General features: G+C 64.8%; 11 protein-coding genes and 1 tRNA gene. 5 read left to right on the forward strand and 7 right to left on the reverse strand.

Annotation, left to right across the window (positions count from 1 at the left end):
- Window positions 1–39: 39 nt before the first annotated feature.
- The 3 genes from KMZ68_RS24240 to KMZ68_RS24250 all read right to left on the reverse strand — a co-directional run bounded on the left by KMZ68_RS24240 (window position 40) and on the right by KMZ68_RS24250 (window position 4,400).
- Window positions 40–1,188: an aminotransferase class V-fold PLP-dependent enzyme gene (locus tag KMZ68_RS24240; protein WP_215613634.1), complete on the reverse strand. Its 1,149-nt coding sequence runs from the start codon at window positions 1,186–1,188 to the stop codon at window positions 40–42.
- A gap of 140 nt (window positions 1,189–1,328) precedes the next feature.
- The gene (locus KMZ68_RS24245; RefSeq protein WP_215613635.1) at window positions 1,329–1,895 is read right to left on the reverse strand and encodes a hypothetical protein; all 567 of its coding nucleotides are present in this window, start codon (window positions 1,893–1,895) and stop codon (window positions 1,329–1,331) included.
- A gap of 177 nt (window positions 1,896–2,072) precedes the next feature.
- On the reverse strand, window positions 2,073–4,400 hold the full coding sequence (locus KMZ68_RS24250) for a Tex family protein (RefSeq protein WP_215613636.1): 2,328 nt from the start codon (window positions 4,398–4,400) through the stop codon (window positions 2,073–2,075).
- 237 nt (window positions 4,401–4,637) lie between these two features.
- On the opposite strand from KMZ68_RS24250, the gene KMZ68_RS24255 reads away from it, so the two are divergent.
- The 3 genes from KMZ68_RS24255 (at window position 4,638) to KMZ68_RS24265 (ending at window position 7,266) form a co-directional block, all read left to right on the forward strand.
- A complete protein-coding gene (locus KMZ68_RS24255) occupies window positions 4,638–5,894 on the forward strand; it encodes an Hsp70 family protein (protein WP_215613637.1) in 1,257 nt (418 codons plus the stop codon).
- Window positions 5,895–5,990: 96 nt separating this feature from the next.
- Window positions 5,991–6,317 (forward strand): hypothetical protein, encoded by a 327-nt coding sequence (locus KMZ68_RS24260; protein WP_215613638.1) that lies wholly within the window; start codon window positions 5,991–5,993, stop codon window positions 6,315–6,317.
- 22 nt (window positions 6,318–6,339) lie between these two features.
- Window positions 6,340–7,266, forward strand: a complete 927-nt coding sequence (locus tag KMZ68_RS24265) for a LysR family transcriptional regulator (RefSeq protein ID WP_215613639.1) — start codon at window positions 6,340–6,342, stop codon at window positions 7,264–7,266.
- A 53-nt stretch (window positions 7,267–7,319) separates the two neighbouring features.
- Here the strand turns inward: KMZ68_RS24265 and KMZ68_RS24270 are convergent, their stop codons facing one another.
- The 3 genes from KMZ68_RS24270 to KMZ68_RS24280 all read right to left on the reverse strand — a co-directional run bounded on the left by KMZ68_RS24270 (window position 7,320) and on the right by KMZ68_RS24280 (window position 9,872).
- Entirely contained in the window at window positions 7,320–7,919 is a 600-nt protein-coding gene (locus KMZ68_RS24270; RefSeq protein WP_215613640.1) for a thiamine pyrophosphate-dependent enzyme, read from the reverse strand.
- A complete protein-coding gene (locus KMZ68_RS24275; protein ID WP_215613641.1) occupies window positions 7,916–8,479 on the reverse strand; it encodes a thiamine pyrophosphate-binding protein in 564 nt (187 codons plus the stop codon). The genes KMZ68_RS24270 and KMZ68_RS24275 overlap by 4 nt, the downstream gene beginning before the upstream one ends.
- Before the next feature lie 160 nt (window positions 8,480–8,639).
- The gene (locus KMZ68_RS24280) at window positions 8,640–9,872 is read right to left on the reverse strand and encodes a rhodanese-like domain-containing protein (RefSeq protein WP_215613642.1); all 1,233 of its coding nucleotides are present in this window, start codon (window positions 9,870–9,872) and stop codon (window positions 8,640–8,642) included.
- Between the two features lie 410 nt (window positions 9,873–10,282).
- Here KMZ68_RS24280 and KMZ68_RS24285 point away from each other — a divergent pair, with 410 nt between their 5' ends.
- Window positions 10,283–11,956 carry a calcium-binding protein gene (locus tag KMZ68_RS24285; protein WP_215613643.1) on the forward strand — a complete coding sequence of 558 codons (1,674 nt, stop codon included), beginning with the start codon at window positions 10,283–10,285 and terminating at the stop codon, window positions 11,954–11,956.
- A gap of 401 nt (window positions 11,957–12,357) precedes the next feature.
- Window positions 12,358–12,711 (forward strand): 6-carboxytetrahydropterin synthase QueD, encoded by a 354-nt coding sequence (gene queD, locus KMZ68_RS24290; protein WP_215603853.1) that lies wholly within the window; start codon window positions 12,358–12,360, stop codon window positions 12,709–12,711.
- A 165-nt stretch (window positions 12,712–12,876) separates the two neighbouring features.
- Here the strand turns inward: queD and KMZ68_RS24295 are convergent.
- Window positions 12,877–12,953, reverse strand: a tRNA-Arg gene (locus KMZ68_RS24295).
- Between the last annotated feature and the right edge of the window lies 1 nt (window position 12,954).

Here is a 12,954-nt window from a genome sequence, read left to right on the forward strand (position 1 = left end):
TGGCGGACTTGATTGGCACCTGTTTCCTGCCGCCTGCGCTCAAGATCCCGTCCGATCGAGCGCAGCGACCAGCTGGGCGAGGTCGGCTTCGGTGACATGAAGATGAGGCGCAAAGCGGATCGATTGCCCGCGCCGGCTCACGAAGACGCCCCGTTCGCGCAAGCTCGCGGCGAAGTCACCATCATCCCTGCCCGGCAGCGTCGCGCCAAACATGTGTGGCGCGCGCCGCATTGCCGGCAGCACGCCAAAACCTCGCGCTTCCAGCTCCGGCGCGATCCGGCCGGCTATTGTCCCGAGGCTCTCGGCGATCCGCGCGATGCCCCAGGCCCGGAGTTGTTCGAGCGCGGCGATCGCCGCGGGCAGGATTGTAGCGGTGCAGGTCTCGCCGACATCGAACCGCCGGGCCCCGGGACGATAGACATCGCTGTAATTCACGAGGTTCGCGAAATCCTCGGCGCCGGTGCGCGCCAGCCAGGTCTCTTCCAGCGGCCTGGCGTCGCGCCAGCGCGGCGCGACATACATCAAGCCGAAGCCGTAGGGGCACAGCAGCCATTTGTAACCCGCCGCCACCATGAAATCCGGATCGATCGCCGCGAGATCCAGCGGCAGGGCACCGAGCGACTGGGTGACGTCGAGAACCAGAACCGCGCCGATCCGCCGACAGGCGGCGCTGATTTGCGTGAGGTCGAGCAACGCACCGTTGGTCCAGTGACAGTGCGCCAGCGCGACGACGCGAATGCCCGGGCGGATCTCCTCGAGTATCGCGGCCGTCCAATCCCCGTCCGCAGGCGTTGCCACCGTCGTCAGGACCGCGCCGGCCTGCCCGGCCGCCCGGCGCCACGGCAGGACATTGGAGGGAAACTCGTCGGCCATCACCAGGATGCGGTCTCCCGGTTCGAGAGTCGGTTCGATGGCGCGTGCGGCGGCGCTCAATCCGTAACTGGCCGCGGGAATGACCGCCCATGCATCGGAATCAGCGCCGAACAGATCCGCGGCAAGACCGCGAATACTTTCCGCTTCGGCAAAGAAATCGGACGACTGACGTTCCCAGGGGCGGCTCTTGGCGCCGGCGGCTTCGAGCAGGCGAGCGCGCGAGACATTCAGCTGCGGGGCGTTGGAGGCGGTGTTGAAATAGGCCACACCTTCGGGAATGTCGAAGAGTTTACGTTGCGAACCTAAAGCATACATGCGGCCATCTCATCGCGGCTGAAGATCAATCGGATACTTTCGATCCCGGCAAGCGCGCCGAGGCGGATCCGGTATAGCATCCAAGCCGACCATCGCGAACAGCGATTGGAATCATATCTCCGTAGTCCCTTTCCCCGGGATCAGTCTGCCCTGGAGCGCCGACGAGGATGCTGCCGTTTGGGCGGCTGTTCGAGCGCCCGAAGGCGGGCAACGAGACGCCGCCCCCGGCTGCGCATGGCGGGGCTGCCGGTACGCGCGAGGGTGCCGAGCAACGGGAGGACTTTCCCGCGCAGGACGGGGTCGCACGCCGCGAAGTCGGCGAGCGCCTGCATGGCAAATGTCTTCACGATCTTGCTGTCGTCATTCAGGTACTCGAACATCCACTTGATCGCGCGGCGCGTCTCCGCCGGCTCGAGCGTCAGCCGCGGCAGCATCTGGGCCAGATGCCAGCGCAATTCCTGCTCGGCCGTTGTTGCCGCGAGCGCGAGCAGCGCGGCCTTGTGTGGCTGAAGCCACTGCGGATGCCGTCGCGTCACTTTCTCCGCCGCATCCGCACAGCGCATCCGAACCAGGACATCGGCGTGGCTGAGCCCGCCGATTACTGTCGCAAGCAGCGATGGCCTTGCCAGAACGTCGCGCACGACGCGGTCCGACTGCCCGATCGACCTGCGATCTCCACCGGCGAGATGGCGAAGCAGATCGCGCATGGCCTACCCCGCCGGCTCGCGCGGACCTGCGGTGGCGGAGGTCGGAAAAGCGCGCATTGATCTCCTCGTCAGACCGCGGGTGAGCGGATGATGCTCTGGTTCTTCAAGAGTAGCGCCGCGCCTGCGATTTGTCCGCCGTCCGGCAGGGACCTTCCGGCCAGGCTTGTCTCTCTTGTCTCAGGGCCTGCCGTTCTTCTCGGCGGCGCGGCGCAGGGCTTCGGCCAGCGCGCCGCCGGACGGCTCCTGCGGCCTGCGCGGCGCCGACGACGTCATTGATGCGCGGGAATTGTCGCGCGGCATGCCTTGCGAGGCGCGCTCGCTCTTGCCGCCGGTCTCGTCATCGAGCCGCAGCGTCAGCGCGATGCGCTTGCGCGCGACCTCGACCTCCAGCACCTTGACCTTGACGATGTCGCCCGACTTCACCACCTCGCGCGGATCCTTGATGAAGGTCTTCGACATCGCCGAGATGTGCACCAGCCCGTCCTGATGCACGCCGATATCGACGAAGGCGCCGAACGCCGCCACGTTGGTGACCGTGCCTTCGAGGATCATGCCGCGCTTGAGATCCTTCAAGGTCTCGACGCCCTCCTTGAACACCGCGGCCTTGAAGGCGGGGCGCGGGTCGCGGCCGGGTTTTTCCAATTCACGCAGGATGTCGGTCACTGTCGGCAGGCCGAAGGTGTCGTCGACGAAAGCCTGCGGCTTGACCTGGCGCAGGATATCCGCATTGCCGATCACCGCCTTGATGTCGCTCTTGGTCGCGGCAAGAATCTTGCGCACCACCGGATAGGCTTCCGGATGCACGCCGGAGGCGTCGAGCGGATCCTCGCCGCCCTGGATGCGCAGAAAGCCGGCGCATTGTTCGAACGCCTTGGGCCCGAGCCGCGGCACCTCCTTCAGCGCCTTGCGCGATTTGAACGGGCCGTTGGCGTCGCGGTGCTGCACGATGCTCTGCGCCAGCCCGGAGCCGATGCCGGACACCCGCGCCAACAGCGGCGCCGAGGCGGTGTTGGCGTCGACGCCGACGGCATTCACGCAGTCTTCCACCACCGCATCGAGCGAGCGCGCCAGCTTGCTCTCGCCGAGGTCATGCTGGTACTGCCCGACCCCGATCGCCTTGGGATCGATCTTGACCAGTTCGGCCAACGGGTCCTGCAGCCGCCGCGCGATCGAGACCGCGCCGCGCAGGGTGACGTCGAGCTCGGGCAATTCCTCGGAGGCAAAGGCCGAGGCCGAATAGACCGAAGCGCCGGCTTCCGACACCACGATCTTCGACATCATCAGGTCCGGCAGCAGCTTCACAAGATCCATGGCGAGCTTGTCAGTTTCGCGCGACGCAGTGCCGTTGCCGATCGCGATCAGATCGACGCGATGGGCGACGGCGAGCTTGCCCAGCGTCGCCAGCGCCTCGTCCCAGCGCCGCGCCGGTTCGTGCGGATAGATCGTGGTGGTGGCGACCACCTTGCCGGTGGCATCGACGACCGCGACCTTGACGCCGGAGCGGAAGCCGGGATCGAGGCCCATGGTGACCCGCGCGCCGGCCGGTGCCGCCAGCAGGAGGTCGCGCAAATTGGACGCGAACACGCGCACCGCTTCGGTTTCGGCCGCGTTCCACAGCCGCATCCGCAGATCGATATTGAGATGGACCTGGATCTTGGTGCGCCAGGCCCAGCGCACCGTCTCCAATAGCCACTTGTCGCCGGGGCGGCCCTGATCGGAAATCGCAAACCGCTGCATGATCTTCAGCTCATAAGAACTGACCGCGGCCGGCGTAGCCGAAACCGGCTCGGGCAGCATCTGCAGATCCAGAATCTCTTCCTTTTCGCCGCGGAACATCGCGAGGATGCGATGCGACGGCAGCCTGGTGAGCGGCTCGCTGAAATCGAAATAGTCCTTGAACTTCTCCCCCTCGGTCTTCTTGCCCTTGCGAACCGTGGAGGTCATCAGGCCATTCGACCACATCTGTTCGCGCAGCGCACCGAGCAGGTCGGCGTCTTCGGCGAAGCGTTCGACCAGAATGGCGCGGGCGCCGTCGAGCGCGGCCGCGGCATCGGCCACCTGCTTGTCGGCATCGATGAAGGGTATGGCCGCGGCTTGCGGATCGTTCCCCGGCTGCGTCAGCAGCAGGTCGGCGAGCGGCTCGAGCCCGGCCTCCTTGGCGATCTCGGCCTTGGTGCGGCGCTTCGGCTTGAACGGCAGATAGATGTCCTCCAGCCGCCCCTTGCTGTCGGCGGCGAGGATCGCGGCTTCCAGCGCGGCATCGAGCTTGCCCTGCTCGCGGACCGAATTGAGGATGGCGGTGCGGCGCTCTTCGAGCTCACGCAGGTAGTTCAGGCGTTCTTCCAGCGTGCGCAATTGCGCGTCGTCGAGCGCGCCGGTGATTTCCTTGCGGTAACGCGCCACGAACGGGACCGTGGCACCGCCGTCGAGCAACGCCACTGTCGCCTCGACCTGTTGTTCGCGAACGCCGAGTTCTTCCGCAATCTGCCGGTAGATGTTTGCCACGCGCAATCTTTCTCAAAGCCGCCGGCCGGTGAATCGTCCGCCGCGGGAGGACGCTTATGAACCATCGCCGATCGCTTCTTCAACCCGCCGCACCAAACAAATAGATCTGTGGATGGACGATGTTGATATCCGGGCGATGCAGCTTTTCACAAAATAGCTCGTGTGGATCGTGCGGCAAGATAAAGGTGGATCGGTGGCGCTTAACTGTGTAGACGGACGCTCCCTCCTGGAGCCCCCATGTCGATCTGCGGACTTGATTTCGGAACGTCGAACACGACACTCGGCACCATCGTCGGCGATGCGCCGGTCCTGACGGCGCTGGAGGCCGGCCACACGACGATTCCGAGCGCGATTTTCTATCAAGCCGATGGCGGGGTGCTGATCGGACGCAAGGCGATCGAGACCTATGTCGAGGGCGCGCCCGGCCGGCTGATGCGCAGCCTCAAATCGGTGCTCGGCACCTCGCTGATCGAGGAGACCACGCGGCTGGGGCGCGAGCGGACCAGCTTTCGCGACGTGATCGCCTATTATCTCGGCGCGGTGAAGCGGCGCGCCGAACAGGCCACCGGCCGCGAGCTGCGCGACGTGGTGCACGGCCGGCCGGTGCACTTCGTCGACAATGCCGACGACGCCGACCGCAAGGCGGAGCAGACCCTGCGGGAGATCGCGCGCGAAATCGGCTTCGGCGAGATCACATTCCAGTTCGAGCCGATTGCCGCGGCGCTGGATTATGAGCGCCAGATCGGGAGCGAGGAAATCGCCCTGATCGCCGATATCGGCGGCGGCACCTCGGATTTCTCGATCGTGCGGCTGGGGCCGCAGCGCCACGCCAGAAGCGACCGCGCCTCCGACATTCTCGCCAATGACGGCGTGCGCATCGGCGGCACCGATTTCGATCGCCAACTCAGTCTCGGCGTCATCATGCCGCTGTTCGGCTTCGGCAGCGCCATGAAGCGGCCCGGCCTCGACGTGCCCTCGAGCTATTTCCACGACCTCGCCACCTGGTCGAACATCAACCGCATGTACGAGCCGCGGGTGCTCGCGGGCATCCGCCAGGTCCGGCAGGAGGCAAGCGAGCCCGATCTGCTCGATCGGCTGGTGCGGGTGGTCGACGAACAGCGCGGCCATACGCTGGCGATGGAGGTCGAGGAAGCCAAGATTGCGCTGTCCGACCGTCGCCGGGCCGACATCCCGCTGGAATGGGTCGCGCCGGGCCTCGGCGCCGCCATCGGCCGCCCTGACCTCGTCAGCCATACCAGGCAACTGGCCGGGCGCATCGCGGCCCGCATCAGGATTTGCCTGACGCAGGCGCAATTGTCCGCCGGCGACATCGACGCAGTGTTTTTGACCGGCGGCTCGGTGCGGCTCGCCCATGTCCGCAAGGCGATTACCAAGGCGCTGCCGTCGGCCCGGATCGTCGAAGGCGACACGTTTGGTGCGGTCGGCAAGGGCCTCACCCTCGAGGCGCTCCGGCGTTATGGGCCGGGGCATTGAGACCGGCCCGGCACAGACGCCTATTTGCAATGCCCTCGCGGCAATTGCATAGTTGATCCAACGAAATGTCGTGATGGCAGTTGGAGAAATAGAGAAATGGCGGACGCCGATCTGGATGTCGTAATCCGGCAGCTTGCGAAGCAACAATATAAAGGCTTGATGGCCGCCGCGAAGAAGCGGCGCGATCGGTATGTCGGCCTTGCCGCCAAGGCGAAGAATGGCGAGGCCAGGGCCCGCTTCAAGCAGATCGCGAAAGATACCATGTTGCAGGCCACTGCCGCGGCGCGAAGGCTGCAGATTTCCGCCGATAACGCCGCGGACAGCTATGCACGATCGATGCGAAACGCGGCGGAGGCCCCACCGCCCGTCAAGAAGGTGGCCAAAAAGGCGGTGAAGAAGGCGGCCAGGAAGGCAAAGGCCTGAGCAGATGACCGCAAGGTAGCCGATGGATCTCAAACAACTGCGCACCTTCCGGGCGGTGGCCGAACTCGGAAGCCTGAGCAAGGCGGCGGACCGGCTGCGGGCCGCCCAGCCTGCGCTCAGCCGGCACATCAAGCTGCTCGAGCACGAGCTTCGGGTCGAACTTTTCATCCGCAACGGACGCGGCATGCTCTTGACCAGCGCCGGCCAGATCCTGCTCGACCGCACCACCGGGCTGGTGCGGCAGATCGAACAGGTTCGCGACGACATCCAATCGGCGAGCGGCAAGCCGTCCGGACGGGTGATCCTCGGCCTGGTGCCGACGGTAAGCGCCGTGTTGTCGGGGCGCCTGGCGCGCCGGATCATCACGGATCTTCCCGATATCTCGCTGCGGATCGTGGAAAGCTATGGCGGCCATCTGGTCGAATGGTTGCACCGGGGCGAGATGGATCTCGCCATCACCTACGGTCCCGCCGACGACCTGCATCTTTCCGTCCACTCGATCGGACACGAGGACCTCGCCGTCGTCGGTCCGCCGGGCTCGGGTCTGGCCAGGAAAAAGCAGGTCGAGCTGGAATGGCTGGTCAGGCAGAGGCTGATCCTTCCCAGCGTTTCGCATGGCCTGCGGGCGCTGCTTGAGAAAGCAGTGGCCCGCAAGAAATTGACGCTCGACGCCATGATCGAGGCCGATTCATATCGCGCCCAGATCGCCCTCATGGAAGAGGGACTGGGCTACACGCTGTTGCCGGCATCAGCGATCCGCGCCGAGCTGGCGGCCAAGCGGCTGGAAATGGCAGCGCTCGTGAACCCGCCGGTCAGTCGCGAAATCATTCTGGCATCGCCGATCGCGCGCCCCTCGTCCATCGCCACCAGCACGATCTCGTCGCTGATCGTTGCCGAGATCGAACAGCTTGCCAAGGAAGGCCTCTGGAAAATTCGGATGGCGGGTTGAAGCACCACTTCAGAGTCCTGCAAGACCGATCGGTGTTGCTTCTCGGTATTGCTTCAATTGTAGAGCGATTCATCTCCGAGAACGGATCGCCGGAAGCGCGTGGTCAGGATGCCGCCATCGGCCGGCGGCAACACGAAGACCAGCGCCTCGGGATTGATCTTGAGCTGCGCGAACACCGGTCCCTTGCCCTGATGGGCGAGATCGCGGATCTCCGTCACCTGTTCCATGGTCCTGACGACACGCGACGTGCGGATACCCGCGGCAAGCGCCATGGCGGCGAGGTCGACGCCTGAGGCGGTATGGGTCTTCTGCATGCCGGTCTCGCCGAACCGCTCGTTGTCGAGCACGGCGATCGTCAGGTTCGGCGGTCTCTCGACGGCGATGGTGGCGAGCGAGCCGAGGTTCATCAGCATCTCGCCGTCGCCGGTGACGACCAGCACCTTGCGCTTCGGCTGCGCCAGCGCCAGGCCCAGTCCCATCATCGAGGCGGCACCCATGGCGCCCCACAGCGGAAAATTGTTGGGGTTGTCGCCGGCGGCCGAGACGTCCCAGTTCGGCGCGCCGAGACCGGCGATGACCAGCAGGTCGCCGCGGTCACGCAGCAGTTCGCCCACGACGTCGCGGCGATGAAGCAGAGCATTAGGGTTGGTCATTTGCGCGCCAGCTCCTTGAAGTTCTTGGCCCCCAACACCCGCTGCCCGATCAGGACCGCGGCCGGCCGCCAGGTGTTGAAGGCCAGATTCGCAGCCCCCCAGACCGTCTGCGCGACGAGATGCGGCTCGTCCGCGCGCGTGACGATGACGCCCATGGCCTCGAGCGCCGCCTGCGTTCCCTGCCCCATCGGGATCTGCCACGGGTTGAACTCACCCCAGTCGCCGCGCATCGTCACCAGCATCAGCAGCGGCATGTGACAGATCGCCGGCAGCGACAGCATGTTGATGCAGTTGCCGACGCCGCTCGACTGCATCAGCAGCACGCCGCGCTGACCGCCGAGCCAGGCGCCGGCGAGCATCGCCACGCCTTCCTCTTCCGTCGTCAGGGTGACGACGCGCGTCTCCGGGTCGGCCTCGAAGGCGCGAATGAGACGGCTGTGGCCGGCGTCCGGCACCATCCCGACTTGCTTGACGTCAGCTTCCTTGAGGATGCGGTAGACGTCGTCCGGCCACGTCGGCGGCGGTGACGCCTGGTTCGGTTTGGCGGCCAAATCTGCCATCGAGCGGCGCTCCTCACTTCGTTCTTCGGGTTTGGTTTCCGCCCCAGATTAGACGGCGTTGGTGGAGCGGCAAAAGCTCAATGTCGTTATGGCTTCTATCGCAAAATTGAAACTCCCGGCGTGTTGAGAGTCAAAGCGAGGGGTCTCCCTCGCCTCGGCCTCAGATCACGAAGAATCCATGGGTGCCGTCACGGCGGAGCTGTTCGACGAGGCCGTATTCCCAATCGAGATAGGCCTGCATCGCGCCCGCATCGACATCGGTGCCCTCATAGGGGCGCCGGTAGCGGTGCGACGGGTCGGGCCTCGGCAAAACCTGCGGCGGGGCTACTTCAAGCGCGCGATCATAACCACCTTCGAGCACGTAGACCTCCCAGCCCATTTGCGCGAGCCAGGATGCGGTCATGTCGGCGCGCACGCCCCTGTCGTCGGTGAGAAGAATGCGCGCGCCGCGCACCGGCGCGGCCATGTCGATCTCCTGCACCAGTTGCCCGCCGGGATAGTGGCGAAAGGCCGCGATGTGGCCGGCGGCATACTCTTCGGCGTCGCGAACGTCGAAGCGATAGAGCGTGTGATGACTTTGAGCCTGCAGCGCCGCCGCTTCTTCCGCGCTGATATGCTTCACGCCGGCACGATAGGCGACTTCGCGGGCCCTGGCCTGCGCGCCCTCGAACGGGCCGATGCCGCCGCGCCGGTCCGCGCCGTGCTCGAGCTCTTGCTTCGCCAGCGTCCAGCCGATCGTGCCGTTGCGCAGCGCCACCACTCTGTTGGCGACGCCGGCGTTGATCAGCGACTGGGTGCCGATGATCGAACGGGTGCGGCCGGCGCAATTGACGATGATGGTGGTGTCGGGATCCGGCGCGATGCCGCCCGCGCGCAGCACCAGTTCGGCGCCGGGCACGCTGACGGAGCCGGGGATGTTCATGGTGGCATATTCGTCGAACCGCCGGACGTCGAGGATGGCGACATTGGCCTTGTCCGCAATCAGGGCGGCGACCTCCTCCGCCGGCAGCGAGGGCGTGTGCCGGCGGGACTCGACCAGTTCGCCGAACGCCTTGGCATAGGAATTGACGTCCTGAAACAGTTCATAGCCCGCCGCCTGCCAGGCCTCGAGCCCGCCTTCGAGTTGGCGGACGTCGGTGTACCCCAACGCTTTGAAACGATCCGCCGCCTGCGCAACGAGGCCTTCGCCGGCGTCATAAAGAACGATCGGCGCGTCCCGTCGCGGCAGTCTCGCCGCGGCTTCGAGCGCGATCCGGTCGGCCGCCATGTTGGCGGCAAACAGCGGATGGCCTGACGCAAAGACGGCCTCGTGCCGCAAATCGAGCAGCGCGATTTCATCGCGCGAGATCAGCATGCAGCGGACTTGCGAGGGGGAGATGGCGGGTATGGTCATGCATGGCGGGCCTGGATGGGAATGACGGCTAGCCTTGCACTGTTGCGCCGGCCTGTTCAACTCCGGGCCGTTGCGCGCACCCGAGCCGACGCCCGCTCATCTTAGCCATCGCAGATGGACAAAGGCATATGTCCGCGTTCCCGCGGCGCATTTCGCCCGGGTCTTGCCGGGAACCTGCCACCCTCTCCAACCAGCGGGCGCGGGGAATGCAAGAAGCACGTACAGCCCTGTCGCGTCGGTGCATGTGTGCCGCACCTCACACAGAGCGGAGGCACTCCTCTGATTGGCTGACGTGCAGCCGGTGCTGCATCGCTTAGCTTGCAAGCGGGCTGACATCGACCACCGGACGGCGATCGCCGCGCACGAGATGCGCGGAGATCTTCCATCCCTCCAAAACGAGGATCTTCAAAATGGCCAAGACGATTCGTGCTCTTGAGCAGACCGATTTTTTTGATAGCGGACTAGGGATCGGCATCCCCGCCGGGCCGATCTTCATCACGGGAACGTGGGACAATGACACCATCTACGGCAGTAACTGGGACGACTACATCGATGGTCTTGGCGGCAATGATACGATCTACGGCTTCGGCGGCAACGACACCATTGTCGGCGGCTACGGCGCCGGCGGCAGCTACCTGGACGGCGGCGACGGCGACGACGTCCTTCTGGCCTACAACGGCAACGACACGCTGGCTGGCGGCGCCGGCGACGACTACCTCTTTGGTGGCGATTATGGCTTCAATGTCCTCGATGGCGGGACTGGCGCCGATACGCTTATCGGCGGCCTTGACGCCGACATCATGATGGGTGGCGATGGCAACGACTACCTCTTTGACCTCAATGGCGCCGGCGGCGATTTTCTTGATGGCGGCGCCGGCAACGACCGGCTGATCGTCGGGGCCGGCGCAGCTTTGCTGTTCGGCGGCGATGGATACGACACCGTCTCTTATAGTCTCTCGTTCGGCGCCGTCTCCGTGAATCTGGCTAACATGAATTTGAACGCCGGCGAGGCGGCCGGCCATGTCTATTTCGGCATCGAAGCATTTTCGCTCTCGAGCTTCGACGATACGTTCGTCGGCTCGAATCTCGCTGACATCGTCAATGGCGGCATCGGCAACGACACGCTGTTCGGCAACGACGGTGCCGACATCCTGGACGGCGGCGAGGGCAACGACCGGCTCGATGGCGGCGGCGGTGACGACGCTCTGTACGGCGGTAACGGCAACGATATTCTCGAAGCCGGCACCGGCGACGACATTCTCAATGGCGGCACCGGCGCCGACATTCTGTCGGGAGGCGACGGTTTCGACATCGCGGCCTACTACGACGCTACCGCCGGCGTCAGCATCGATCTCACCCGCTCGTCGACGACCTGGACGGGCGAAGCGCAAGGCGACGTCCTGTCGTCGATCGAGGAGATTGATCTGACGGGCTTCGCGGATACCTTCCGAGGTAACGCCAATGACAATTTCGTCTTTGGCGGAAGCGGCAACGATCAGATCTACGGTCTTGCCGGCAACGATACGCTCTATGGCGGCAACGGCGACGACAGCGTGTTCGGCGGCGACGGCAATGATATCGTCCATGGCGACAGCGGCTGGCGGCAAGGCGGCAACGATTATCTGCAGGGGAATGCGGGCGATGACGTCCTGATCGGCGGCGTCGGCAACGATCGCATGGTGGGAGGTACGGGCAATGATATCCTGAGTGGCGGGGCTGGCAGCGACTATCTCGTCGGCAACGAGGGCGCCGATACCTTTCAGTTCGCCGCGGTCTCGGAGTCGCAGAACCAGCTGTCGTGGGGCACCCAGCAGGATACGATCGTCGATTTCACGCAAGGACAGGACAGGATCGATCTGTCCCTGATCGATGCTAACGTTTCGCTGGCGGGCGACCAGGCCTTCACTTTCCTCGCCGATCCCGCCCACTATACCGGCGACTGGTCGGGCCTGGTCTGGCAAACGACGGACAGTCGGACCGGCATCGCCACGCTCAACGTCTCGATCGATGCGGACCCCGGCGCCGACATGCAGATCTACATGTCACACCCATACACGTTCACCGCCAACGACTTCATCCTTTGAGCGATCGAAGGACCGTCGGCAAAGCGGCCCAATCATTTCGGGATACGGCGCGGTCGCGCCGTATCCCGAACCGTCGGGCAAATCATCGACGCGGCCGCAAGACGCTTGGTGCATCGCGACCGCAAATCAGCCAGCGGATTTCCTGCCACGCGTAACGCAGGATGCCCTGGCCGGCAGATGACTCGGCAAGACGGCCTGGGGCAAGTGCTTCTGCGCGATACGCACCCCGATGCATTCGCGGCGACGGCCGGGCGCGTTCTGCATCGGTTCCGGACAGATTCCGTCTTCGGCCGGTGGACGGGGCCTGACGTCGGCTCTAATACTCGGCTCTCCGCCGAAAACCGTCTGTCGCAACCGCCGTGGAGACTGGGTTTGCAATTGCACAAGGCCATCGACATCAGATGAAGATCATGCAGGCGTTCCGATTTGAAGCGGCGCACTGGCTGCCGAAAGTACCGGTTGAGCACCGCTGCCACCGGATGCACGGTCATTCGTACCGCGTCGAAGTCATACTCGAGGGGCAGGTCGACGAAACCACCGGCTTTGTGGTGGACTTCTTCGACATCGAGGCTGCGTTCGCGCCGTTGTTGAAACGGCTCGACCACCACTGCCTGAACGAAATCGAGGGGCTGGAGAATCCGACCGCGGAAAATATCGCCAGCTGGATCTGGCGCCATATCAAGCCCTCGCTCGCCAGCCTTTCCGCCGTGCGCGTTTTCGAAACTCCGGATTGCTGGGCCGAATACGATGGATGAGGATATCTCCCCGGGGGGCTTGGTCCTGTTTCCCGATGGCCAAGTCCGCTGACTACGACAGTGCGGCGGGAAATTACGGCGTCAGTTGGCTATCGACGGAATTGGGCATCGATGAACTGAGGCGGCGAGGAATTGGGTGAATGCATTGTTCTGAATGTGGAGAAGTGGCGCGCCCGAAGAGATTCGAACTCCTGACCCCTAGATTCGTAGTCTAGTGCTCTATCCAGCTGAGCTACGGGCGCG

This window comes from Bradyrhizobium sediminis (genome assembly GCF_018736105.1).
Classification (GTDB): domain Bacteria; phylum Pseudomonadota; class Alphaproteobacteria; order Rhizobiales; family Xanthobacteraceae; genus Bradyrhizobium.